Origin of the sequence: Eubacterium sp. AF17-7, assembly GCF_003461285.1 — a bacterium.
Classification (GTDB): Bacteria; Bacillota; Clostridia; order Lachnospirales; family Lachnospiraceae; genus Eubacterium_U; species Eubacterium_U album.
On sequence record NZ_QTWU01000005.1, the window covers coordinates 16,977 to 43,012 of the forward strand.

Below are 26,036 nucleotides of genomic sequence, written 5' to 3' on the forward strand. Positions count from 1 at the left end.
ATAAATATGTTATAGAAAATGAAAATCTTTTCCGTAAAAAAATAAAAATATGATACATTAGAATAAAATAGATGAATGGAATGAATTTCTGTGCTAAAATTATTTGTGCATTTAATTAAGTAATAAGGATATAAGAAATAAAAATGAAAACATTATCAGAAGATATAAAGACAGGAAAGTTTAAAAGAGTTTATTTGCTATGCGGTGAAGAAGAGTATCTTGTTAAAAATTATAAAAATCAGCTTATTCAGGCAATAAATGGTGGAGATACCATGAATTCTAACTTTTATGAAGGAAAGGGTCTTAATGTAAAGGAAATTATCGACGTGGCTGAAACAATGCCGTTTATGGCTGAATATCGATTAGTAGTGCTTGAAGACACAGAGATGTTTAAGTCAGGTGGAGATGAACTTGCTGAATATGTTAAGTCAATTCCTGAAAGCACAATTATGTTGTTTGTAGAAAGCAATATAGATAAGAGAAGTAAATTATACAAAGCAGTAAAGGCAAGTGGATATATTTGCGAAATGACAAGCCAGACAGAAGGTGATTTGAGTGTATGGGCTGCCAGATTATTTGCAAATGCAGGAAAACGTATAACAAAAGCAAATATGATGTATTTGCTTCAAAAAGTAGGAACGGATATGGAAACATTGTCCACTGAGATAGAAAAGTTAATCTGTTATTGTATGAAAACAGACGTAGTTGATAAAGATGCAATAGATGCAGTATGCGTAACTCAGATGTCTGTCAAAATATTTGATATGATTGATGCCATTTCTACAAAGAATCAGAAAAAGACGCTTGATTCATATTATGAACTCATAGCAGCTAAGGAACCACCGATGCGTATTTTGTATATGATTACAAGACAATTTAATCTTATGCTACAGGCAAAAGATTTATCAAATCAGGGCATGGGTAAAAATGATGTGGCAAAAGCCATGGGAGTTCAGGCGTTTATAGCAGGGAAAAGCATACAACAGGCAAGAAACTTTCAAATGAGAGAACTTAAGGACGGGTTAGCTGAAAGTATAAAAACAGAGCAACTTATAAAGAGAGGGGCTATGGATGAAAATATTGGAGTAGAAATGCTGTTAATTAAGTATAGTAAAAAAGAAGAAAAAAAGAAACGAATTTAACAAAAAGAGCATTGAGTTAGTGATTAAAATCAAAACACAATGCTCTTTCTTGTGACTGAGTATATAATATGAATAAAAGCCGAAACTTTTTGAAATAAGCTTCGACTTTTATTTTGTTTTATAAAACTAAATAGAAATACGGATTTACAGAGAGTATTTCACACTCTCAAATATTCTTACATAATTTTTCTAAATAATTCTATAAAGTCATCAACACTTGCATCTTTAGGATTTCCAGGTGCGCAAGCATCTGCAGCAGCAGACTTGGCAAGGAAAGGTAAATCATCTTCTTTGATTGCATCAAGCTTTGAAGGAATTCCTACATCAGTTGACAATTGCTTAACGGCATCAATTGCTGCTTTTCTGTATTCATCAGTTGACATTTCATCAACGCCTTTAACACCCATTGCACGGGCAATTTCACGATATTTCTCACCGGTACATTCCTGATTATATTCCATAACAATAGGGAGCATCATGGCACATGCAACACCGTGAGGAGTGTCATAAACAGCACCTAAAGTATGAGCCATTGAGTGAGCAATTCCAAGCCCTACATTTGAAAATCCCATTCCGGCAATGTACTGACCTAGAGCCATTCCTTCACGACCCTCCTTAGTATTTTCAACTGCGCCTCTAAGAGATTTGCTAATAATTTCAATAGCCTTTAAATGGAACATATCTGTCATTTCCCATGCAGCCTTTGTTGTGTAACCTTCGATGGCGTGAGTAAGGGCGTCCATACCGGTAGAAGCTGTAAGTCCCTTTGGCATTGAAGACATCATATCAGGATCTACGATAGCGATAATTGGCATATCATGTGGGTCAACGCATACAAATTTACGTTTTCTTTCAATATCTGTAATAACATAATTAATTGTAACTTCAGCAGCTGTTCCTGCAGTAGTAGGTACTGCAATAATAGGAACACAAGGCTTTTTAGTAGGCGCTACGCCTTCAAGACTTCTTACATCTTCAAATTCCGGATTTGCAATAATTATTCCGATTGCTTTTGCTGTATCCATTGAAGAACCACCACCAATTGCAATAATGTAATCAGCTTTAGAATCTTTAAAAGCCTGAACACCATGCTGTACATTTTCGATTGTTGGGTTAGCTTTGATATCTGAATATATTTCATAAGCCAAGTCGTTTTTATCTAAGATATCTGTAACCTTAGATGTAACGTTGAATTTGATTAAGTCAGGATCTGAACATACAAAAGCCTTTTTGAATCCGTGAGCCTTTGCTTCTGTTGCAATTTCGTTAATTGCACCTGAACCGTGATAAGATGTTTCATTTAACATTATTCTGTTTGCCATATTAAAATCTCCTTTCAATATTTTGTAAAAGTTAATTAATATGATGTCAGGGTGAGCTCTAAGGTCTTTTACCTACTTATGAGCAAACGCATGTGGGCTTGAACCTTTTGACGCTGACATCTTAATATATAACTAATGTTAATAACATAACATGTTAGTTCTTAAAGTATTAATAATTATCTTACGAATTGATTCCTATAGTCCTTCGGGCTAAGACCTGTATTCTTCTTAAAAATAACAGAAAAATATGCAGGGTCATGAATTCCTATTTTATCAGATATTTCAAATGTTTTAAGGTTTGTATTTGCTAAGAAATCCTTAGCCATACTGATTCTAAGCATTGTAATGTAACTTACAATTGAATGACCACATTCTTTTTTGAAAGTTCTGCTTAAATAGGATTCATTAGTGTGAACATTTTGTGCGATAAGCTCAAGTGACAAATCGTCAGCAATATGTTCTTTGATGTATATAATTGTTTCCTCTATGAAAGAACTATATTTTTTAGAGGACTGGGTTAATTGTTTTTTTACATCATCTATAAGATTTCTGACAGTTTCTTTTAACTGGAAGAAATCTGAAACTGAATTTATTTTATTTATATATTCATCTTCTGTAGGAAGAGTATTACTTTTAAGCATTACTCTATAGCAAATAAGATAAATTTGAGTGCAGATGCTTCTAACAGTATTTTCATCAGAAAAATTGTTTTCAAGTTTATTAAATATAGAGCCTAAAATATCTGAAGCAGATTTAAAATCTAACTGTATAACTGAGTTTTCAAAATCGTGTAGCAGTAAATTAATATCCGCAGAAAAGGTTTCTTTACCTGCAACGTAATCACTGGAGAATTCAACAACATGGGCAGAGGAATAAAAATTTAATGATAACGCTAATATTGCCTCTGAAACAGCTGTTGAAAAATCACGTGCACTGTGATGATAACCGCTTATACCCGCATTTACATTTAATGATGTAAACTTTTTAAATGAAGAAACGATTGTGTTGCAGTTATCAATTATTGCTGATGTATCTTCATTTTCATAATCAAAATATACATTTATAATAAGATTGTTATATCTAAAGCAATAACTGTTAAGCTTGTTGTCGATTATTATATCTTTTAACGTTCCAACCATTGACATATCGTCCGGTAATTGAAATGCAGCTACATAATAATTGTTTAAATTAATATCAAAGTCCGATAGCTTGTTTAAGGAATCATCAGGTACAACGTGGTCTGTAAGTTCCTGAAAAAATTGATCCTTAAGAAATGCCTGCTCACTTTTACTAATAGAAGATTTAGATTCAATTAGTTTTTTCGCAACATTTTGAACTGCATTTATTACATCTGTTTTTGCAGCCGGTTTTAACAGGTATTCTGCAACATTATACTGAATTGCAGAACGTGCATATTCAAATTCTGAATATCCTGAAAGTATGATAACAGATATTTCAGGGTGATTTTCATAAATGTATTTAGCAAGTCCGATACCATCAAGAGAAGGCATTCTTACATCAGTTATTACAATGTCAATAGGAGTACTTTCGATTATTTCAATAGCCTCTGTTCCGTTCTTTGCTGTTGCCGAAACAACACAATCATATGTCTCCCAATTTATATATTCAGAGAGGCCTTTTCTAAATATAGATTCATCGTCTACTATTAATAAGTGAAAAATCATACTATCACACCTTTCTTATTTTTCACATGGAATTTTAAATGAAATAGCTGTCTTTACCATAGGAGTACTTTCAATATGTAAGGCACATTCAGGACCATACATTAATATTAATCTCCGATTTAGGTTACGAAGACCAACGTGGGTATGCCCTTTAGATGTACCTGATTCTTTAGATGAAGGTGCCTGGTTATTAAAATCAGGGATTTCATTAAATCCAATACCATTATCTTCAATTGAAATATGAAGATATTCATATTTTTCGTATAAGTAAATGTTTAGTTCACCTGAACTTTCTTTTGGTTCAAGACCATGAACATAAGCATTTTCAACAAGTGTCTGTATACAAAATACAGGAACTTTATATGAATCAAGACCTGCATCAATATGAAAGTTGATGCTTATTCGGTCTTCAAATCTAATTCTTTGTAAGTAACTGTAAAATTTGACATATTTTAATTCTTCTGAAAGAGGTATTGCAAAGTCATTTTTAGATTTTACAGTTGCTTTTAATAATTCTCCAAGAGCAATCGTCATATCATAAATTTCATTGTTATCAGACATCTCAGCTTTCCATGCAATAGCATTAAGTACATTAAAGAGAAAGTGAGGATTAATCTGAGATTGCAATGCACGTATTTCAGAATCCTTTAACAATAACTTTTGTTCCGTAATATCTTCGTGGAAGGAATGAATCTCATCCAACATATAGTTAACTGATAATTGGAGAGAATAAAATTCTTCGTATTTTTCAAGCCCGTTTATATTTCCTGAGTAATCTCCCTGCGCAATTCGATTTACATAATTAATCATTAAGGAAATAGGCTGTGTGATTAGTCTGCTTATTCCAAATGCAAATATTAAAACAATAATTATAATTGATATGATTGCAATAATATATGGCAAAAGAATATTGTAAATCTGATGTTCTATCTGACTGACAGGGGCAAGTACAGCAGCGTTGATGTTAATAGACTCCATTTCATTTGACAAAACAAAGTAATCGTCAGAATCAAATTTAACAGAGGATATTTTCAATGCATCAATTGCATTAATCTGTTTATGTATTGATGATAATTTAGTTGATTCAGCATTATATTTAAAACCCGACATAACTTCTAAATCATCATTGTATATAAATATACGCCAATCGTTAGAAACATATTGACTAAGGGAGAACATCCATTCATTAATGTTAATTGAAATAAGAATATCGCCAATCTGCTGACCATTATTTGAACTGTATATTGTCTTTATAAAATAAATGCAGTTTGAATCATTAAAGGTTCTAAATGAAAGTGAAGGAGAAGGAGATGTAAGAGAATTGTAAATCCTTCTATTCATAATTAATGAAGAATTTGTTTCATTTTTTGAAACATGAACCTGCTTTCCGCGTTTGTTATAAATATAAACTGATTCAAGATAACTTTTTTCCCACAAATTATTCATGATAAGGGAAGAAGTTATCTGTTTTGCAGTAGTAACCGAATTAGTTGAGTCAGCATAATTGTTCTCTAACCAATCATATACGCTGGTGTTTGAAATTAATATACGATATATTGAATCGATAGTATCTATATTAGTTGATATGGCACTAATTGTAGAGCGGCTTTCCTGAAAAATCTGTTCTTTAAAACTTTTTTGAAGTTCATTAATAGTCTTATAGCAAAATAATGCACCACTAATAACTAAAGCAAATGCAATAGTAACTGTAATTAATATGGTAACCTGTGTTCTTAGTTTCCTTTTTTTATGTAAAAATCCTTTTGCCATGCCTTGTCCTCGAATGATGTTATTTTATAGTTCCGTACCTTAAAGTAATTATTTTTAAAGAATTACTTTAGAATGCTATAAACATTATATCAAAAATATTAAAGTATACAAAGAAATTGTAAAAAATGTCTAAAAATGGTAAAAAAATTCAAAGTATTTGTAAAAATATTACATTAAAACTGAAAAATAACTCCGATATAATTGCATTATCATATAAAGAATGGAGATGGAAAGATGAAAAAATTGAAATTATTGGCAATGTCTCTTGCAGCAATAATGACCGTGTCAACAGTTGGTATGGGTGATTATGCAGCTGTTAAGGGAGACGATACAACTACATGCGAAGTAAGTACATTTTCCGGAAATGAGTGTGTGACTTATGGAAAAACAGTTACTTCGGATATGGGAGTATCTAGTGGAAGCTTATCTGACATTGTAGATGGAAATGAAAATAATTTATGGATAGCAGGTGGCAGAATTACAGGAACAATAACAATTGATTTAGGAGCATATTATAAAATATCAGATTTTAAGATTGTATTTTAAGCCTCAAGAGACGACGGAGAGTGGGGATATACAGTTGAAGGAACGGATGATGAAAGTAATTGGGATATGTTATGGGACAATAGTAACAATTCTGATAACAGTAAATCTTTAACAGGAAAAAACACGGAATACGGAGAAAACGTATATAATAAATTAAGAATAAAAATAACTAATATTCCAGGTACGCTTGTTTGGACTGCAATGAGAGAATTTTGTGCTTATGGTGTTAAAATTAGTGATTCTAAAGTGACAAATGTTGCAAAAGGATGCTCGGCGAAAGGATATTATAGTGACGGAGGAAGCGGTAATGAGGCTGGTGGATTTCCGGCTACAAATGTTACCGATGGAAACACTTCATCAAGATGGGGCGGAAATGGAAATGGAAATGGTCAGTACATAATAGTTGATTTAGGAAAAACTAGAAAAATAGAGGGATTCAATGTTTTATTCCAAAAAGATGCGTATCCAACATTAGAAGAGGCCAAGGCTGATACATCAGATAGTGAAAGTCAGTATGGTCAGACATGGAAATATGTTATAGAAGGTTCTAATGATCAGAGCACATGGACTATGCTGTGGAATAATAATGAGAACGATGACAATGAAAATTGGAGTAGAAGTCAGTCCGGTGAATGTGAAGATAAAGATAATGAATATCAATATGTGAGATTTACAATAAATAGAATGCCTTTGCATCAATCTAGTACTGCACAGGTATGGGCAGCAATGTACGAATTTAACATTTATTCACCGGTTTATACTGTAACAGAAGGAGATTCAACTACAGAAGCGGCATATGGAGATACATATACAGTTAATGGAGATGCTACATACGGTTATTATTATAATGAAGAAATGTACAAAAAAGGTGATGGATTAACAGTAAAAGACAATATTAATTTGGAAGCTGTAAATACATTAAACTTATCAATTGCAAATGGTGCAGGAATCAGAACGGCAGATCCTTATGGAATGAGATTCCAGACAACAGTTACAAGCGATAATTATAAAGCGGTTAATGAGCAGAAAGCTATAAAGGAAGGAATGCTTATAACTACAAAAGATTTATATGAAAAAAATGGTAACGTATTAGAAAAAGAAAGTAACTATACAAAATTAGATATTGCAAATAATGGTTGGTATGGAGAAAACGAAAGTGCAAAAACAAATACTTACTGTGGCTCAGTTGTAAATATTAAAGAAGAAAATTTTGCAAGAGGTTTTATTGCAAATGCATATGTAACAATTACTTATAAAGATGGAACAACTACAACAGTTTATTCTGACAATATGAGTGATACAAGATCAGTTGCACAGGTTGCGTATAACATGACACAAAGCGAGGGCGGACAGGCTGAACTTAATAGACTTGGAGAGACTATAAAAGCTATGATAGAAGGTTGGGCAACAAAGTACAATGCTAATCAGGCACAGTAAGGAGAAATACATGAAGAGAAAATATGAATATCCTAAAATGGAAATAATAGAATTTGATACAAAAGATGTAATAACAACAAGCGGTGTTAGTGATGATGATTTTTTGAATGGATTAGATCATGTAATAGATATAAATAATGGAAACAGTGGTTGGACAGGTTTATATTAAAAGTCGCTTTCTCATTTCCCGGGTCTTGAAGTCATATGCTTTATATAATTTTCAAAATAGGCATATGGCTGTAGACCTAAATGCAAATTTCAACTAAATAAATGTCATGTCATCAGGTTTGTTAATAATGAAAATAAATCAGATTACAGACGATAACGGGCAACCGTGAAAATTCAAAGAATATCTCCTTTTGATAATTTGGGTAAAACCATAGTCTGAAAGGAGGTATTTTTTTGTAAAAAAATATATATAAAATAGAGGAAAACTGATACACTATAGCAATGGGAAATTGAAAATGAGAGTATTAATTAGTATTAGCATAAAAGAAAGTAAATAATTAATTATTATAAGTAAATTAAAGAAATTAAATTCTTGAATACTAATATTTATATAAAATGTTAATTTAAATGAATATAAAAGAGAGGAAAGAATATGGTTACATTATTATTAGCGCTTATTTATTTGGCATTTATTAGTCTTGGATTGCCGGATTCACTTTTAGGTTCAGCTTGGCCGCAAATGCATTTGGATTTAGGGGCGCAGCTGTCAATGGAGGGAATTATTTCAATGTTAATTTCCTGTGGAACGGTTATTTCAAGTTTATTTTCTGAAAAGATAATATATAAGTTTGGAACGGGAATGATTTCGGCAGTAAGTACACTTTTAACAGCTGTTGCATTATTTGGATTTTCAGTTTCCGGAAACTTTTATATGTTATGCTTCCTTGCGATTCCTTATGGATTGGGAGCAGGAGCAATAGATGCAGCGCTTAACAATTATGTTGCTCTTCATTTCGCGTCAAGACATATGAGCTGGTTACACTGTTTCTGGGGAATTGGAGCAGCTGTTGGACCGTATGTAATGGGTGTAGCAATGTCACTTGGAAAGGGATGGCGTGGAGGATATTTGGCAATATCAGTAATACAGCTTGTTCTAACTATTGTTTTATTTGCGGCATTACCGTTATGGAAAATAAATCAGGAAAAAAATGAAGAAAGCATAACTGAAAAGAAAGAACCAAAGAAATTAAAAGAAATATTTAAAATAAAAGGTGTAGCTTTTGTTTTGATAGCGTTTTTTTGCTACTGTGCGGTAGAACAGACGACAGGATTATGGGCATCAAGTTATTTTGTAATAAACAGAGGGTTAAGCAACCATACAGCAGCAAGTTTTGTTGGATTGTTTTATATTGGAATTACGGGTGGCAGATTTTTGAGTGGCTTTATAGCAGACAAATTTGGCGATAAAAAAATGATCAGACTTGGAATATGCGGAATTTTAATAGGAGTTGTATTTTTGCTAATTCCGGCAAATCAGTTATTTTCAAGTTACAAAATGTTAAAAGAAATATTCCCTCTAATAGGTCTGGGCTTTGTCGGATTTGGATGTGCTCCAATATATCCATCAGTAATACATGCTACGCCTGATAATTTTGGAAAAGAAAATTCGCAGGCAATTATAGGAATACAGATGGCATTTGCATATATGGGAGTTATTATTATGCCGGCTTTGTTCGGAATAATATCCCAGTACATAACAATCGCACTATTTCCAATATATATTATGTTAATTACTTTAGTTATGTTTATAATGTCGGAAAAGATGAACAAACTTAAGAGTAAGATTTAAATAGTTACGGATGAAATCTAAAATAGCAGGTTTCATCCGTAAATTTTTACATAATTTGCCAAATTATCTAACAATTTTACACTTATTCTCCTTATATTTAATATTTACAATAAATAAAAAGTAAATTTATTAATGGTATTGTCTAAAATGTATAAAAAATTAAATAAACAACACGGTAGTATGTGATTTTTTACTATATATAATGTAAAAAAAACACAAGTTTATGTAAAAATATTCTATTCAGATATTTGCAATAAAACAATATAATGTGAACATAAACAAAACAACTTTAAGGAGGAAGTTAAGATATGAGAAAGAAAATGTTATGTGCACTCATGTGCTTGACAATGGTAGCTGGTCTTATGACAGGCTGTGGCTCAGACGGAAAGTCAAGCAAGAACGACACAAAGAGCGATGATGGAAAGGTAGTATTGAATGTAATTAACTACCATGTAGGTACTGATTATGCAGCAGATTATTATGAATATTTATTTGATGCATTCCAGAAGACAGAAGAAGGTAAGAACGTAGAATTTAAATTTGAAGAAATTCCTACAACAGATTCTTACAACCAGAAGATTAAATTATTAATCTCAAGTGGTGATCTTCCTGACATCGTATTAAACGGTGGTAACAACATTACGGCTTTAGCTGCTGAATCAGGAAAGGTTCAGGATATAACATCATATTTAGATGATGATCCGGAATGGAAAGCAATGTTTAGTGAACAGGATCTTGAATTCAACTCATATGAAGGTAAGGTATACGGAATTCCTGTATCAAAGGAAATTTCATATATCTACTATAACAAAGATTTATTCAAAAAAGCAGGAATCGAAGCTCCTGATGTAGCTTATAGCACATGGGATGAATTCTATGAAGCTTGTGACACATTAAAATCAAAAGGTATCACACCTGTAAGTATGGATAGTGCAGACTTAGGTTGGTTATCAAATCTTTGGTACAGTGCTTTAATCGGAACTGCAGGAGATGAAGGAAACACATTTATGAATACTCAGTATCCAACAGATTACAATGTACCTGTAGTTGAAAAAGCAACAGCAGAACTTCAGAAGATGTTAAAGAACTACACAACAGCAGATGCTTTAGGCGGAAAATATGACACAATGGCAACTCACTTCTTTAACGGTGAAGTAGCAATGCTTCCTAACGGACCATGGATGATTCCTGATTTCAAGAGCGAAGACAAAGCACCTGAAGGATTCTATGACAAAGTTGGTATCATGCTTCTTCCAGGAAACGGAATGGAAAGTGTTCCAACACCTGGTGACATGGTAGGTGCAAAAGACCCTGAAAAGATTAAAGCAGCAGTAGCATTCCTTAAGTTTGAGACAACAGCTGAAAATCAGTTAAAGGCATTGGAAATGGCAGGATTACAGCCTGTATCAAGTAACATTGAAGTACCTGAAAGCTTAAAGGAATCTGATCCGTTAATGGCAGAAGTATTAGATATTCAGTCAAAAGCAACATATACATATGGTCAGAATCAGGCTTACTGGTATCAGAATGTAATCGATGAATTTTCAAATCAGTTACCTGAACTTGCAAGTGGCAGCTTAGATGCAAAAGGATTTTGTAAGAAGCTTACAGATGCAGCGCAGAAAAATGATTAATTCTTAACAATCAAGTGTTGCACTAATAAAAGTTAGTGCAACACTATTTTTTTGAAAGGAAGTATAAAATATGTCTACAAAAAACAAGAGAGGATGGATATTTTTATTTGCATTGCCTTGTGTAATCCTATTTTGCATAGTGTATGCTATTCCATTCATAATGGTTATGGCAACTTCGTTTTGTAATTATACATTGACTCAGTCGCCAACATTTTTAGGATTAGATAATTTCAAGACAATATTTGCAGACCCGGATTTTAGAGTATCTATCATAAATACATTAAAATGGGTAGTAATTCAGTCAACATTACATGTGCTTATGGGATTTATAATGGCTCTTATTTTAAGAAGAAAGCCAAAGGGATGGAAATTTGCAAGAGTTGCATATGTAATTCCTAACATTATTCCAACAGCAGCAACAGCAGTTATGTACTCATTGCTTTTAAACCCTACATTCGGTGTAGTAAAAATGTTATATGAAAAATTAGGTATTGATACTATGCAGGTTGTTAACCTTTTCGGAAATTCAAAATATGCTTTCTGGACAGTAACAGCTACATGGGTTTTCTACTCAGGATTTAATATGCTTATATTCTTAGGTGAAATGGGAGCTATAAGCCCTGAAATATATGAAGCAGCTCAGGTTGATGGAGCTACAGCAGGACAGGCTGACAGATACATTACAATTCCAATGATGAAAAATGCATTTGGAACATGTGTAATTTTAGCATCAGTAGCAATGGTTTCTCAGTTCGATATCATTTACATGACAACACGAGGAGGCCCTGGAAACTCAACTCTTAATCTTCCAATGTATTTATATAAAATCATAACACTTGAAAATAACTATGGTAAAGCTAATGCAGTAGGTGTAATTCAGATTATCTTAGGACTTGTATTAGTTATATTAATTCAGAGATTGTTTAATCAGAAGAAAGAAATAGAGGAGGTATAAAATGTCAGAAACAATTAACGTACCAAGAACTTTAAAAAAACAGCCTCTTGCTATTAGAGTAATCGCAGGCATTGCGAAATATATTTTCTTATTAATAATAGTAGCTATTTCAATTGGACCTATTATTTGGGCAGCATTAAGTTCATTTAAAACTTATGCAGAAATCAATGCATCAGCATTGTCATTGCCAAAGAGCTTTAATTTTAAAAACTATGCAGATGCATTTAAATATGCACCTATTCAGAAATATTTCTTAAACAGTGTAATTGTAGTAGGTGTCAGCGTATTAGTTACATTATGCGTAGTTGCAATGTGTGCATATGTAACAGCAAGATATAATTTTAAATTAAAAACAATTTTGGTTCTTATGATTTCAGCATCATTAATGCTTCCTGCACAGGCAATTTCACAGCCATTGTTCTCAATCTTTAAGACAGTCGGATTGTATGATACAAAGCTTGGATTAATTATTGTTTATGCAGCTATGGGTATTCCAATGTCATTCTTCGTTATGACAAGTTATTACAAAACAATACCTTTAGCATTAGAAGAATCAGCGTATATTGATGGAGCTACATTTATTCAGACATTTACAAAGGTAGTTTTACCATTAGCTAAACCGGGACTTGCAACAATCGCAATGTTACAGTTTATCAATACATGGAATGAATTCTACTTCGCATTAATGCTTACAAGTGGGGATACGGCAAGAACAGTACCTATAGCACTTAACTATTATTTAGGAACATTTGCAAATAACTATTCTGCACTTTTTGCGGCAGTAGTAATTACGGTATTACCAACAATTATATTCTTTATCATATTACAGAAACAGGTAATGGAAAGTTTGACAGCAGGAGCAGTAAAAGGATAAGAGAAAGGAGATTGCAGCATGGGTGCAAATACATATCCTATCGAAGAATGGGTAATTACAGAAGAAAAATTCTTAAAAGAGTGGAACTATAGAAATGAGACTACATTTGCTCTTTCTAATGGATATATAGGAACAAGAGGAACCTTTGATGAGGGATATCCATTTACGGTAGATGAAGGTCTTGAAGGAAATTTCATTAACGGATTTTACGAGAGCGAACATATTATGTATGGCGAATGGAATTTCGGATTTCCTGAAAAAAGTCAGTCATTATTGAATTTGCCAAATCTTAAGAAAACAAAGATTGTTATTGATGGAGATGTGTTTGATTTAAATCAGGGTGAAATAATTAATTACAATCGTAAGCTTTTAATGAAAGATGGAGTTGTAGTAAGAAATGTTACATGGAAATCACCTAATGGTAAAAAAGTTGTAGCTGAATTTAGAAGACTTGTTTATTTAGAAAAGAAGAACATTATGGCGATTCAGATAAAATTAACTCCTGTTAATTTTAGTGGAAAAATAGAACTTACTACATATTTAGAAGCAGGAGTAGAAAACCATACAAGAAAAACAAATCCATTAATTGACTATGGTCCATATGGAAAGCATTTAGCAGTTAAAGAGTTAAAAGCAGAAGATAATTATTTACTTCATAAAGGAAAAGTAATTCACAGTGGATTGTCAATGGCATGCGGTAGTCTTACAAAATGTGAAGGTGTAATAAAAAACAGCGAAGTTTTAGAAGAGGACGCATCACTTACATATGAATTATCAGTGGAGGAAGGTAAAACATATGTATTTGAAAAAATGATTGGATATACTTGTGATTTTGATATCGCAGAAGACAAGATGATTGACTTCATTAAGGATGAGCTTAAGAAGGCAATGGATCTTGGATATGATGAAATGGAGAAACTTCAGAAGAAACATATGGACGAATTTTGGAGTAAAGCGGATATAAAGGTTGAAGGTGATGAGGCACTTCAGCAGGGAATAAGATTCAATTTGTTTCACATAATGCAGTCTGCAGGTCGTGATGGCAGAACAGGCATGGGAGCAAAGGGACTTAGTGGTGAAGGCTATGAGGGACATTATTTCTGGGATACAGAAATGTATGTGCTTCCGGTGTTCATTTATACAGAATCAGAGTTAGCAAAACAGCTGCTCAATTACAGATATGACACATTGAATCAGGCAAGAGACCGCGCAAAAATACTTGGTCATGAAAAAGGTGCGTTATATCCATGGAGAACAATAAATGGAGAAGAAGCTTCTACTTACTTCCCACTTGGAACGGCACAGTATCATGTTAATGCAGACATAGCTTACGCTTTTAAACTTTATCTTGATATTACAGGAGATGATGAGTTCTTAGTAGATGAAGCAGCAGAAGTTCTTGTTGAAACAGCAAGAGTTTGGGCTGATGTAGGATGCTTTGCAGAATGTAAGGATAACAAGTATTGCATTTGTGCAGTAACAGGACCAGATGAATATAATGCTATAGTTGATAACAATTTCTATACAAACCTTATGGCAAGGGAAAATATAAGAGATGCTAAATGGGCACTTGAAAAAATGAAAGAAATTGATAAAGATGCTTATGATGCATTAGTTAAAAAGATAGATTTTAAGGAAGAAGAAATTGATTACTGGGATAGAATCATTGAAAATATGTATTTCCCATATGATGAAAAAATGCAGATTTATCCTCAGGATGATGGATTTTTAATGAGAAAACCTTGGGATGAGTCAAAGATTCCTGAAGAAAAGAGACATTTGCTTTATGAAAATTATCATCCATTGTTTGTTTATAGACAGAAGATGGCAAAACAGGCTGATGCAATTTTAGGAATGTTACTTCATAGCAATTATTTTACAAATGAAGAATTAAAGAGAAATTATGATTTTTATCAGACAGTAACACTTCATCATTCATCTTTATCAACATGTATTTTTGGAATCTTAGCAAGCCAGATTGGATATGATGATGAAGCTTATAAATATTTCTCACAGTCAGCGCGTATGGATTTAGATGATATTCACAACAATTTTTATGCAGGTATTCATGCAGCAAATATGGCAGGAACATGGCAGGGAATTGTATTTGGATTTGCAGGAGTAAGATCAAATGCAGGATATCTTCAGATTAATCCTAAGTTACCAAGTCAGTGGAAGTCATATGAATTCTGCCTTCAGTACAAAGGAAGTAATCTTAATATAAAGGTTGCTGAAAGAGAGGTAGAATATACACTTCTTAATGATTGCGAACTTTCATATGAAAGTTTAGGAGAAAAGATAGTTCTAAGTAAGGAAGGAGATAAATATGTCCAAGAAATATAAAGCAATATTTTTTGACTGGGATGGAACAGCAGTTATGTCAAGACAGGCCCCTGTAGAAGAAGTTGTAGCAGCGATGAAACCGTTGCTACAGCAGGGAGTAAAGCTTGTTATTGTAAGTGGAACAACTTATGACAAGATTGCAAAGGGAAAACTTCATGAACATTTTACAAAAGAAGAAGCTTCAAATCTTTACTTAGGACTTGGACGAGGTGCATATAACTATGAAATGGTTGACGGCAAACCGGTAGTGTTTGCCGACTGCATCCCGGATAAAAATGGCTTACTTACTATTCATGATATTTGTTATCAGGTTCACAGAGAGTTATTAGAAAAATATAACTTAGAAACAGATATTGTTTTCTCAAGACCTAATTACTGCAAAATAGATTTAATGGTTAATGACGAACGTGGAGACCAATTGTTTATGCAGGAAGATGAAATGTCAAGAGTAAAGAATATCTTAAGTGAGCATGGAATAAATGGTGGCTTAAAGCAGATGGTTTCAATTTCAGAAGAAATTGGAAAAAGATTTGGAACAAAGGTTTCAGCAACATGTGATGCAAAATATTTAGAAGTAGGAATTTCATGTAAGAGCGACAATGTTAATACTATTTTAAGTAAATTTGAGTCAGAAGGAATTAAAGCTGAGGAATGTTCATACTGGGGTGATGAGTATGTGGGAATTGAAGACGGACTATTTGGAAGTGATAGCTTTATGAAGACAGAAAAAACAAAAAATGGTGATTTCTACGATGTATCTTCACTTGAAGGAAGCAGACCTGAAAATGTAGAAGTACTTGGTGGTGGAGTTAGCACATTTGTTAATTTTTTAATAGAACAGGGAAAGAGGTAATTTCACAATGAAGATTATTATAGCTAAAGATTATAATGACATGAGCAGAAAGGCTGCAAATTATTTATCTGCACAGATAATAATGAAGTCTAATGCTGTAATTGGACTGGCAACAGGCGAGACACCTATTGGAACATATAATCAGTTAGTTGACTGGTATGAAAAAGGAGATATTGATTTCTCAGAAGCAAGAACAGTTAATCTTGATGAATATAAAGGATTACCTGCAGAACATGAACAGAGCTACAGATATTTTATGAACAAATATTTGTTTGACAGAATTAATATCAAAAAAGAAAATACTCATTTACCAAATGGAATGGCAATAGATGATGATGCTGAATGCGAAAGATACGAGAATGTCATAAAGAGTGTAGGCGGAATCGATATGCAGTTATTGGGAATCGGATTAAATGGTCATATCGGATTTAATGAACCGGGCGAATCATTTGAAAAGACAACACATTGTGTTGAACTTACACAAAGTACAATCGATGCAAACTCAAGACTATTCCATGAAGGAGAAAAAGTTCCTGAAAAAGCTTTTTCTATGGGTATTAAATCAATAATGCAATCTAAACGAATTTTACTGATTGCAAATGGCGAAAAGAAAGCACAGATTGTAAAAGATGCATTCTTTGGACCTGTAACTCCAAAAATTCCGGCATCTATTTTACAGTTACATAACAATCTTACGGTAATTGTAGATAAGGATGCTGCAAAGTATTTATAATTTGTCCGCGCATATAGTGAACGGATTTTTATTTAACAACGTGGAACACCTGCAACTTTTGTTGTGGGAAAATGTTATAAACAAAGGAGAAAAGATATGAAGAGAAATCGTTTGTTGGCACTTTTTCTTTCACTTGCTTTAGTTGTTACAACAGTTATGGGCAATGTGACATTTGCGGCAGCAGATACAGAAAATAGTGCAAAGGCAACAGGTGTAAGTTATTATGTTGATTCCGAAAATGGAAATGACGATAATGACGGTACTAGTGAAACAAAAGCCTGGAAGTCACTTGAAAAAGTTAATGCAACTACTTTCAAGCCGGGTGATAAGCTTAGATTTAAAAGAGGTTGCTCATGGAGCGGTCTTTTAAGTCCAAAGGGTTCAGGTGAAAAAGGAAACCCTATTACAATTGACGCATATGGTGACGTTAAAGACGGCAGACCTGTTATCAATGGTGATAGCTGGTGTGGAGACAAAGGTGATGATTTAGAGAATCGTGTATTTAACACAGCAGTATATTTCTATAATCAGGAATACTGGGAAATCACATCTATTGAAGTAACAAACCATACAAAAACTAAAGATGATCATATTAAGAAATATGGTATCTTGATTATGGGACAGGATGCAGGAACACTTCATGAAATTAATGTAAAGAATACATACGTTCATGACGTAATTTCTATTCCAATCGGTCAGCAGGCAGGTATCGGTCGTGGTGGTATTGTATATGCTATCCGTGGTAACAAGAAAGCTACTAATTGGGAAGACATTACTGTAGAAGGAAACTATGTAAAAAATGTAAACCATTACGGTATTAACTTTATTTCAACATGGGGAAGCTCAACATTCCCTGATGAAAGTGGAATTACTGAAGGTGGCGGTGGAACATATAGAAGTAAAAATCTTGTAATTCGTAGCAATTACTGCGAAAACGTAGGTAACGCAGCTATTTGTCCATCAGATTATGAAAATGCACTTATTGAATATAATGTTGCAAATGGATGTAACAGTGGTCCTAACGGAAACGTTCCTATTTGGTGGGAACATGGTCAGAAAACAATCTGCCAGTACAACGAAGTGTTTGGTTCAGGAGCTTCCGGTGATAAGGAAGATTCACAGGCATTTGACGCTGACGTTTATGCAGACTTAAATTATGTTCAGTACAACTATACACATGACAATCCATCAGGTTCATTCTTTGAATGTGCATTAGGAACATCATATCAGACATACTACAGATATAACATCAGTGTTAATGATGGATATGGTACAAACCGTTATGGCGGTGGTGCTGTATTAACATTATGTCAGGGCGGTAATGGAAGCTTGGATGCATATAACAACTTGATTTATATGGATGCAGACCATGATGGATCTATTACACGTAGCTGGGATGATACAACAGCAGTAACTTCTACTGATAGATTTAAAATTAGAAATAATGTCATTATAACAGAAGCTCAAAAGATAGATGACAACGGAGTAAATAAGGCACAGGCTTGGGATTCACGTTATATGGGTGTTGTAAATAACAATGCTTACGGTGGAGCAAATCTTAACAATAGAAGAGCTGACGATGAAAATGCCAGGGTAGCAGTTAAGAGCGACTATGTTAAGTTAGAAGAAGGAACAAGCGCAACAGTTGAAGACGTTAACGGCGAATTTAAGATTACTTATGGTACTGTTGACGGATACAAACTTAAAGATGGAGCAACAGTTATTGACCAGGGTATTTCAGTTATCGACAATGGCGGACAGGATTTCTACGGAAACGAAGTAAAATCATTTGTTAAGCCAAACATTGGTGCTGATAACAGCTACAACAGTGGTATTAAAGAAGACCTTGGTGAAGGAAAGATTTTATTAGATTTTGATGATTGCAATAACGGAGCATTAACAGGTGTATATTCTAACTGTGACTTCGGTAACCGTGGTTGGAACGTAACAGACGGTAAATTATGGGCTACTTCATATACTAATGAAGAACAGGCTAACAAAATAGCTATTCCTGACAAGTATGCTTTAACAAGTTTTGAAGCATATTGTGCTAAAGGAACAGCTACTGTAAAGGTTGAAGCAGGAGAAGAAAGCGAGACATTTACGGTAACAGGCAAGAAGCAGACATTTACAACTAACTTTAAGAAACAGGTTCCTGCAACATACATCGTGATTAAGTCAGATAATGGTGTAGATCAGGTTAAGTTTGATAACATTGTTTTATCAAAGAAGAAAAGAATTTCAGATACAGAAACTAATATTTCACTTGATAAGACTGTAACTACATCATCTCAGAGTGATTGGGATCCTGGATGCGTAGGATCAAACATTGTGGATGGTGATGAAACAACAATGTGGATTTCAAATGGTTGGTCAAATCAGGGTGATACAGTTACAGAAGACAGAGCAAACTTTGTTGTAGATTTAGACGGAAGTTATAATATCGAAAAATTAGATGTTACTTTCGGTGGTGATAAAGCTAAATCAGCATGGAAATATAAAGTAGAAGCTTCAACAGACAAGACTAACTGGGATGTTATCTGGGATCAGACAGCAAATGAAGAAGTTGCATCTACACAGAAAGTAACTTTAGATGAATCTATAACAGAAAAGAAATACTCATATGTTAGATTTACATTTGGAGATACTATTGAAGATGCATGGCCTGCAGTAGCAGAGTTTAACGTATACAGACCAAAAGAACTTACTAACTTTGCACTTGATGGAGAAGCAACAGCTTCAACAGTAAGTAGAGATCCTGCAAATGCAATTGACGGAAACGACGGAACACTTTGGGTAGGCGACGGAGATTCAGAAAAAGAAGGTGCTTGGTGGATGGTTGACCTTGGTAAGGCTCAGCAGATTCAGGCATTTGACTTAGTATTTGAACATGAAGTACTTCCTACACTTGAAGATGCTCAGGCGGCAACAACACCGGCTTACGGTCAGGCATGGCAGTATAAGGTAGAAGGTTCAAATGATAAGAGTAGCTGGGATATGTTATGGGATAATACAGCTAACACTGATTTCTCAAAGGAACAGTATGGTAAGATTGCAGCAGAATATGCAAATAACAAATACCAATATGTTCGTGTAACATTAACACAGTTACCACTTCACAAAGAGTCAAGAGTAGCAGTTTGGCCTGCAATTGGTGAAGTAAAAGTTTTAGGTGAAGAAGTAATCAATCCTGAAGAAGAAAACAAGATTGTTCTTACTGAAAAAGGACAGAACATTGATATTGACTTGGCATACAGCCAGCCGGTAACAGTTTCATCATCTAAGGATGGAGAAAATGTTACAGATAGAGATGCAAACACAACATGGACACCTGATGCTGATGATGAAAATCCATCATTAACAATCGGTTTAGACAGAGAATACAATATTGAAAACTTCAGCGTTGATTTTGAAGGCGAAGCTGCACCATACAAAGTATTGGTTAACACATCTGAAGGATGGGTTGAAGCAGGTTCATGTGATTCAAAAGATTCAGGAAAAGTTGTATCAGCATCAAAAGACGAAATTACAGGAATTAAGTTCCAGTTCGAAAAGGGTATGACTGCAAAAGTTTCAGAAGTACACTTTGACGGTGTTGACGCAAAAGTTAAACATCATAAGAGAATCTTAGTAATGGCACCTCACGAAGATGATGAAATGTTAATGGCAGGTGGTGTTATGAACAGAGCTGTTGCAAATGGCGACGAAGTTTACGTTGTATATGCAACAAACGGAGATTACAGTGGTGTAGACCATGGTAAATTAAGAATCAGAGATACAGTAAATGCATTAAATACAATCGGTGTACCAACAGATCACTTGTACTTCTTAGGCTATGCAGATAACGGTGGTATGGGTGTTGGACAGTACACAACAGCATTTACAGACAGTTTTGTATATAATATTTTCATTGCAGATGATAATAAAGTTATATCTTCAAGAAATGGTGTAACAAAAACATATGGTGATGAAAGTGTAAGAAATGATTATCATTATCTTATGACAGGAGAACATGCTTCATACACACGTGCTAACTTCTTAGCAGACCTTGAAAGTGTAATGAAGAGTGTTAACCCAACAGATGTTTATATGACATCAAGATACGATATGCATTATGACCATGCATACTTTGGATTATTCGGTAATGAAGCTATTAAGAATATCCAGAAGGAAAACGATAAATTCCAGCCAACAGTTCACGAAGCTATTATCCATAGCCATATGACTGATGAAGTATATCCTAAAGATCAGGGTAACTACGGTTGGGGCAAAGAACTTAACACATATTTAGGAGCTTGGCAGCACCTTGATGGTCTTGAAGAAAAGACAATGCTTAACTGGAGCGAAAGAGAAAACGTATTAACTCCATACAGCATGCGTCAGGGACCATTTAAGTATAACTTAAAGGATAAGGCACTTCGTGAGTATACAACAGAATACTACAACTGGATTGCTTCATTCTCAAAGGTTAACGAAGTATTCTATAAACATGAAACAAATAGTATTGGATTATTTGCAGACATTACTGCATCAAGTGAAAACAGTAGTGACAGCAGATGGGATGACCAGAGTGCAGTTAAGGCAGTTGATGGTATTGCAGATGGTTATGCAACAGGACTTGCAAATCTTCATACAAGATTCCCATGGGCTGAATGGGTAACAAAGAACGAAGGAGCAGGAGCTTGGTTAAATCTTGCTTTCAATGAAGAGTACAAAGTTTCAACAATTAAACTTTATGACAGACCAAACACAGATGATCAGATAACAGCATCACATTTAGAATTAGATGATGGAACAAGAATTGAAGTTGGAGAACTTCCAAATGATGGTTCTGTTAAGATTATCAATTTAGGTGAAGAAAAAGTTGTTAAAAATATTAAATTTGTTGTAGATAAAGTTTCAGATTCAACAACAGCAGTTGGTCTTGCAGAAATAGAAGTTTTAGGCTCAAAGGCAAAAGAAGAAGAAACAACAACACCGGAAGAAACAACTACAGGTGATGTAGAAGAAACAACTACAGGTGATGTAGAAGAAACAACTACAGGTAACGTAGAAGAATCTACAATAACTAAGGTAGAAGAAACTACAACTAAAAAGACAGAAGAAACAACTACTAAGAAACCGGATGTTACTACAACAGGTTCATCAAACCAGGAAGTAACAACAGGAACATTAACTGATGGTTCATCTGTAAAATCACCTGCAAAAGTTAAGAAAGTTAAAATTTCTGCTAAGAAGACAAAAGTTACTGTAACATGGAAGAAGAACAAGAAAGCAAAAGGTTATGAAATTAGTTACGCAACAAATAAGAAATTTAAGAAAGCTTCAAAAGTTAACGTAAAGAAGAATAACAAGACTAAGAAAGTTCTTACAAAGATTAAGAGTAACAAAGTATACTATATAAAAGTACGTGCATATGTAATTGTAAACGGAAAGAAAGTATACGGAAAATACAGTAAGGTTAGAAAAATTAGAAGTAAATAGAACTAATAATTACAAAACCTGATAATAGTTAATTAAAAAATATTAATAAATACAGAGCTGTCTCATTAAAGAGGCAGCTTTGTTGTATAAGAAAGTAAAAAAAGTATGAATTAAAAAAGAAGCTGTAACTCTAATAAATAGAGCCACAGCTTCTTTTTATTAATAATTAAGCAATTGAGTTAACTGCTTTTGTTAATCTTGAAACTTTTCTAGCAACGTTGTTCTTGTGGAATACTCCCTTTGAACCAGCTGTTTCAATAAGCTTGATTGCCTTAATTAATTCTGCCTGAGCTGTTTCTTTGTCTTTGTTAGCTACAGCAGCTTCTACTTTCTTAGTAGCTGTCTTGATTGCAGATTTAACTGATTTGTTTCTTTCATATCTTGTCTGATTAACAAGAATTCTTTTCTTTGCTGACTTAATGTTAGCCATCGTGTCCACCTCCGTGAAATAATAAGTTTCTTAATTCCCTTGAGAGAGATTAGGAATTAAATAGTTTCACCATCTGTGCCATTGGATTTGCGGACGTATGACACAGACATCAACTAGTATTCTATGATATTGAGCATGTAATGTCAATATATTTTTGAATAATAAATTACAATTATTTGCACAAAATAAATAAAAAATGTGAAGGTGAATAATATGAAGTTTAAAGGATTTAAAAATAGAGAAGATAGAGTGGATATATATACAGATTTAGCTTTAGAAGAACGTGAAAAATTTAAAGATAATGTTGAGATAGATGGAGTTGAGTTAAAGAAAAAGTATAATGATGAACTTAAAATGACAACAACTCTCGTAAATATTAAAACTGAAAAAGGTGCTAAAGTCATGGGAAAGCCAAAAGGGCATTATATTACTATAGAAACAAAGTATGCCAAAGAAGATGATAAATATAACCAGAAAAAAATTTCAGACGAATTATTGAAAAATATAGGACATTTAATTAACGCAAATATCGGAAAAGACAAAAGACCTGAAGCTATTTTAATAGTAGGATTAGGAAATGCTCAGGCTACACCTGATGCAATAGGACCAAGAACTGCCTCATTAGTTCAAATAAGAAAAAACATATATTGTATTTCACCGGGAGTCCTTGCACAGACAGGAATGGAAACATTCTCAATAGTAAAGGGTATAGTAGATGAAATGAAGCCTGATTTGATAATAGCGATTGATTCACTTGCGGCAAGAAATATTTCACGTGTTACAACTACAATTCAGCTTACTGACACAGGAATTATACCGGGTTCAGGAATAGGAAATAATAGAGAGGGGTTAAATAGGGAAAATCTTGGATGCACAGTAATAGCAATAGGTGTTCCTATGGTTGTGCATAGTGTTACGATTGTTAATGATACGATGGATAAGTTGATATATCTATTGTCGCAGAATATGGAAAATAACTGTCTTCAAAAAGTGTTTGAGGATTTTACTGTTGAAGAAAAATATCAGTTATTTGCAGAAATTATGACAGAGGATATAGGACAGATGTTTGTTACGCCGAAAGACGTCGATGAAATTGTAGACAATCTAAGTACCATAATTGCAAATTCAATAAATAGATTATAAACATGCTGCATATAATGATTGTGGGGATAAAGGTTTTTACCATTATACTGCTAATCAATATAAAATGTTGAGGTGATAGCGTGCAGCAGGGAATACATGTAAACGGATGGCGATTAAATGTAAAAGAAAAGACATTTCAGGTAATTGTGTCAGTACTGATTATAGTATTGAGTATATATATAGCAAGTAAATGCATTAATACATTTGTTAAAGACAAAGCAAAAGAAAATATTAATGAGGCTGCCGTGCAGACAGCCAATTTTCTTGTGGGAGAAATTATTGAAAATACAAGCATATTAACGCAGTATATGATATATATGGAGAATCATGGTGATTTGTCAGAAGAAATGAAGAAACAAATTTTAGAATCGGTAGTAACAGAGTATATAAATGGAAGTGAATATTCTTATGATACAAATGACCCGGGATATAAACAGGTTGTGCAGTTAATTTATGATAAAGTTAATGCAACTGAACAACCGGAAACGACGCAACTAGAAACCGTGGAAGAGACAACTACACAACCACAGACAAAAGTAGAAGAAGCGAAGAAAGAATTAGTTCCAATACCTAAAATGACAGGCACAAAATATACAAAGGATAATTTAGGCTCGTTTAAAAAAGTCATTGAAAGATTTTACACTGTTACAGCAGCTACTACAATAAGAGAAAGTGATATGCCACTTGATAAGGCGTTAAGCGAAAAATTTAAAATAAAAGGAAATAATAAAAAGCCTCAGATATTAATTTATCATACACATTCCATGGAGACATTTTCAAATAGTAATTCAGAGGATAAAAATACAACCATCATAGGTGTGGGAAACAGATTGGAAAAAGTATTATCAAAACAATTTGGATACAATGTAATCCACGATAAAACAACATATGATATTGTAAATGGCGTACTTGATAGAAATGAAGCCTATACCCAGTCTGAAAAAGGTGTAAAAAAGATATTAAAAGACAATCCTTCAATATCTTTGGTGTTGGATATACATAGGGATGGCGTAAATGACAATACCCATCTTGTGACAGAAATAAATGGAAAACCAACAGCTAAAATAATGTTTTTAAATGGAATGTCAAGATTTAAGGAAAGTGGAGATATAAGCTATTTGCATAATGATTATTTATTTGAAAATCTAGCACTTACGCTCCAGATGAAATTAGCTGCGGAAGCTTATTATCCTGATTTTACACGACGAAATTACATTAATGCATATGAATATAACCTTGGAGTGTGCAGACAGTGTATGCTTATTGAAATTGGCGCTCAGACAAATACATATCAGGAGGCCGTAAATGCAGCAGAACCTCTTGCTGTACTGATAGATAAAGTAATGCGGGGAGAATAAAGAATGGCATCTTCGATTTTTGTATAAAAATTGAAGATGCCATATAACTTAGCGTTATTTTATTTAGTTTTTTCCGCTGGAACCAAAACCACCTTCACCACGAACAGTATCGTTTAATTCATCTGTTTCGATAAAGTTAGCTGTTAAAAATGGAGTGATGACCATTTGAGCAATTCTATCGCCGGGTTCTACAGTTTTTGCAGAATCACCATGATTATGAAGAGCAACAATAATTTCACCACGATAGTCAGCGTCAATAACACCTACTTTGTTTGCAGGAGCCAAACCTTGTTTGCAGGAAAGACCACTGCGGGCATAAATAAGTCCTGCATAACCTACAGGAATTTCAAGAGCGATACCTGTTGGAATGAAAACAGTATTTCCTGGAAGAATTGTTGCCGGTGTATCAAGGCATGCATACAAATCAGCTCCGGCAGCCCATTCAGAGCCGTATGTTGGAATGACTGCTGAATCTTTAAGTTTCTTAATATTAATATTTGCTGTCATAGTTAAATCCTTTCATAATGAA

19 protein-coding genes are annotated in these 26,036 nt (G+C 33.7%); 14 read left to right on the top strand and 5 right to left on the bottom strand.

Features of this window, described 5'->3' with window-relative positions; genetic code table 11:
• Positions 1 to 143 precede the first annotated feature (143 nt).
• A complete protein-coding gene (gene holA, locus DWW96_RS06610) occupies positions 144 to 1,142 on the top strand; it encodes a DNA polymerase III subunit delta (RefSeq protein ID WP_117909868.1) in 999 nt (332 codons plus the stop codon).
• A 176-nt stretch (positions 1,143 to 1,318) separates the two neighbouring features.
• Here the strand turns inward: holA and fucO are convergent, their stop codons facing one another.
• From fucO to DWW96_RS06625, 3 genes are all read right to left on the bottom strand, one after another.
• On the bottom strand, positions 1,319 to 2,464 hold the full coding sequence (fucO, locus tag DWW96_RS06615; RefSeq protein ID WP_117909869.1) for a lactaldehyde reductase: 1,146 nt from the start codon (positions 2,462 to 2,464) through the stop codon (positions 1,319 to 1,321).
• A 176-nt stretch (positions 2,465 to 2,640) separates the two neighbouring features.
• A complete protein-coding gene (locus DWW96_RS06620) occupies positions 2,641 to 4,149 on the bottom strand; it encodes a response regulator (RefSeq protein ID WP_117909870.1) in 1,509 nt (502 codons plus the stop codon).
• Positions 4,150 to 4,164: 15 nt separating this feature from the next.
• Positions 4,165 to 5,919: a histidine kinase gene (locus tag DWW96_RS06625; RefSeq protein ID WP_117909871.1), complete on the bottom strand. Its 1,755-nt coding sequence runs from the start codon at positions 5,917 to 5,919 to the stop codon at positions 4,165 to 4,167.
• A 234-nt stretch (positions 5,920 to 6,153) separates the two neighbouring features.
• Between DWW96_RS06625 and DWW96_RS06630 the strand changes: the two genes are divergently transcribed.
• From DWW96_RS06630 to DWW96_RS06675, 11 genes are all read left to right on the top strand, one after another.
• Positions 6,154 to 6,465 (top strand): hypothetical protein, encoded by a 312-nt coding sequence (locus tag DWW96_RS06630; RefSeq protein WP_117909872.1) that lies wholly within the window; start codon positions 6,154 to 6,156, stop codon positions 6,463 to 6,465.
• 66 nt (positions 6,466 to 6,531) lie between these two features.
• The gene (locus DWW96_RS06635) at positions 6,532 to 7,902 is read left to right on the top strand and encodes a discoidin domain-containing protein (RefSeq protein WP_117909873.1); all 1,371 of its coding nucleotides are present in this window, start codon (positions 6,532 to 6,534) and stop codon (positions 7,900 to 7,902) included.
• Positions 7,903 to 7,912: 10 nt separating this feature from the next.
• Positions 7,913 to 8,071 carry a hypothetical protein gene (locus DWW96_RS14230; RefSeq protein WP_022088517.1) on the top strand — a complete coding sequence of 53 codons (159 nt, stop codon included), beginning with the start codon at positions 7,913 to 7,915 and terminating at the stop codon, positions 8,069 to 8,071.
• A 432-nt stretch (positions 8,072 to 8,503) separates the two neighbouring features.
• Entirely contained in the window at positions 8,504 to 9,700 is a 1,197-nt protein-coding gene (locus tag DWW96_RS06640; RefSeq protein ID WP_022088516.1) for an MFS transporter, read from the top strand.
• 308 nt (positions 9,701 to 10,008) lie between these two features.
• On the top strand, positions 10,009 to 11,334 hold the full coding sequence (locus DWW96_RS06645; protein WP_117909874.1) for an extracellular solute-binding protein: 1,326 nt from the start codon (positions 10,009 to 10,011) through the stop codon (positions 11,332 to 11,334).
• A 70-nt stretch (positions 11,335 to 11,404) separates the two neighbouring features.
• Entirely contained in the window at positions 11,405 to 12,289 is an 885-nt protein-coding gene (locus tag DWW96_RS06650) for a sugar ABC transporter permease (RefSeq protein WP_117909875.1), read from the top strand.
• Position 12,290: 1 nt separating this feature from the next.
• On the top strand, positions 12,291 to 13,163 hold the full coding sequence (locus tag DWW96_RS06655; RefSeq protein WP_117909876.1) for a carbohydrate ABC transporter permease: 873 nt from the start codon (positions 12,291 to 12,293) through the stop codon (positions 13,161 to 13,163).
• A gap of 18 nt (positions 13,164 to 13,181) precedes the next feature.
• Entirely contained in the window at positions 13,182 to 15,506 is a 2,325-nt protein-coding gene (locus DWW96_RS06660; RefSeq protein ID WP_117909877.1) for a glycosyl hydrolase family 65 protein, read from the top strand.
• The gene (locus DWW96_RS06665; RefSeq protein WP_117909878.1) at positions 15,490 to 16,359 is read left to right on the top strand and encodes an HAD family hydrolase; all 870 of its coding nucleotides are present in this window, start codon (positions 15,490 to 15,492) and stop codon (positions 16,357 to 16,359) included. The genes DWW96_RS06660 and DWW96_RS06665 overlap by 17 nt, the downstream gene beginning before the upstream one ends.
• A 7-nt stretch (positions 16,360 to 16,366) precedes the next feature.
• A complete protein-coding gene (nagB, locus tag DWW96_RS06670; protein WP_117909879.1) occupies positions 16,367 to 17,092 on the top strand; it encodes a glucosamine-6-phosphate deaminase in 726 nt (241 codons plus the stop codon).
• 96 nt (positions 17,093 to 17,188) lie between these two features.
• A complete protein-coding gene (locus DWW96_RS06675; RefSeq protein WP_117909880.1) occupies positions 17,189 to 22,576 on the top strand; it encodes a discoidin domain-containing protein in 5,388 nt (1,795 codons plus the stop codon).
• Positions 22,577 to 22,742: 166 nt separating this feature from the next.
• Here the strand turns inward: DWW96_RS06675 and rpsT are convergent, their stop codons facing one another.
• Positions 22,743 to 23,006 (bottom strand): 30S ribosomal protein S20, encoded by a 264-nt coding sequence (gene rpsT, locus DWW96_RS06680; RefSeq protein WP_022089057.1) that lies wholly within the window; start codon positions 23,004 to 23,006, stop codon positions 22,743 to 22,745.
• A gap of 213 nt (positions 23,007 to 23,219) precedes the next feature.
• Here rpsT and gpr point away from each other — a divergent pair, with 213 nt between their 5' ends.
• Together gpr and spoIIP are read left to right on the top strand one after the other, a co-directional pair.
• A complete protein-coding gene (gene gpr, locus DWW96_RS06685; RefSeq protein ID WP_117909881.1) occupies positions 23,220 to 24,149 on the top strand; it encodes a GPR endopeptidase in 930 nt (309 codons plus the stop codon).
• An 80-nt stretch (positions 24,150 to 24,229) separates the two neighbouring features.
• Positions 24,230 to 25,507, top strand: coding sequence for a stage II sporulation protein P (spoIIP, locus tag DWW96_RS06690; protein ID WP_117909882.1), 1,278 nt, complete (start codon positions 24,230 to 24,232; stop codon positions 25,505 to 25,507).
• Between the two features lie 63 nt (positions 25,508 to 25,570).
• On the opposite strand, the gene dut is transcribed toward spoIIP, so the two are convergent.
• On the bottom strand, positions 25,571 to 26,014 hold the full coding sequence (dut, locus tag DWW96_RS06695) for a dUTP diphosphatase (protein WP_022089060.1): 444 nt from the start codon (positions 26,012 to 26,014) through the stop codon (positions 25,571 to 25,573).
• Between the last annotated feature and the right edge of the window lie 22 nt (positions 26,015 to 26,036).

Excerpts from the sequence above, each read along its gene's own strand:
- DWW96_RS06645 (WP_117909874.1), top strand. The coding sequence starts at position 10,009 with ATGAGAAAGAAAATGTTATGTGCACTCATGTGCTTGACAATGGTAGCT.
- DWW96_RS06635 (WP_117909873.1), top strand. The coding sequence starts at position 6,532 with ATGTTATGGGACAATAGTAACAATTCTGATAACAGTAAATCTTTAACA.
- DWW96_RS06650 (WP_117909875.1), top strand. The coding sequence starts at position 11,405 with ATGTCTACAAAAAACAAGAGAGGATGGATATTTTTATTTGCATTGCCT.
- DWW96_RS06630 (WP_117909872.1), top strand. The coding sequence starts at position 6,154 with ATGAAAAAATTGAAATTATTGGCAATGTCTCTTGCAGCAATAATGACC.
- fucO (WP_117909869.1), bottom strand. The coding sequence starts at position 2,464 with ATGGCAAACAGAATAATGTTAAATGAAACATCTTATCACGGTTCAGGT.
- rpsT (WP_022089057.1), bottom strand. The coding sequence starts at position 23,006 with ATGGCTAACATTAAGTCAGCAAAGAAAAGAATTCTTGTTAATCAGACA.
- DWW96_RS06620 (WP_117909870.1), bottom strand. The coding sequence starts at position 4,149 with ATGATTTTTCACTTATTAATAGTAGACGATGAATCTATATTTAGAAAA.
- DWW96_RS06655 (WP_117909876.1), top strand. The coding sequence starts at position 12,291 with ATGTCAGAAACAATTAACGTACCAAGAACTTTAAAAAAACAGCCTCTT.
- DWW96_RS06660 (WP_117909877.1), top strand. The coding sequence starts at position 13,182 with ATGGGTGCAAATACATATCCTATCGAAGAATGGGTAATTACAGAAGAA.
- DWW96_RS14230 (WP_022088517.1), top strand. The coding sequence starts at position 7,913 with ATGAAGAGAAAATATGAATATCCTAAAATGGAAATAATAGAATTTGAT.
- nagB (WP_117909879.1), top strand. The coding sequence starts at position 16,367 with ATGAAGATTATTATAGCTAAAGATTATAATGACATGAGCAGAAAGGCT.
- holA (WP_117909868.1), top strand. The coding sequence starts at position 144 with ATGAAAACATTATCAGAAGATATAAAGACAGGAAAGTTTAAAAGAGTT.
- gpr (WP_117909881.1), top strand. The coding sequence starts at position 23,220 with ATGAAGTTTAAAGGATTTAAAAATAGAGAAGATAGAGTGGATATATAT.
- dut (WP_022089060.1), bottom strand. The coding sequence starts at position 26,014 with ATGACAGCAAATATTAATATTAAGAAACTTAAAGATTCAGCAGTCATT.
- DWW96_RS06675 (WP_117909880.1), top strand. The coding sequence starts at position 17,189 with ATGAAGAGAAATCGTTTGTTGGCACTTTTTCTTTCACTTGCTTTAGTT.
- DWW96_RS06665 (WP_117909878.1), top strand. The coding sequence starts at position 15,490 with ATGTCCAAGAAATATAAAGCAATATTTTTTGACTGGGATGGAACAGCA.
- DWW96_RS06640 (WP_022088516.1), top strand. The coding sequence starts at position 8,504 with ATGGTTACATTATTATTAGCGCTTATTTATTTGGCATTTATTAGTCTT.
- DWW96_RS06625 (WP_117909871.1), bottom strand. The coding sequence starts at position 5,919 with ATGGCAAAAGGATTTTTACATAAAAAAAGGAAACTAAGAACACAGGTT.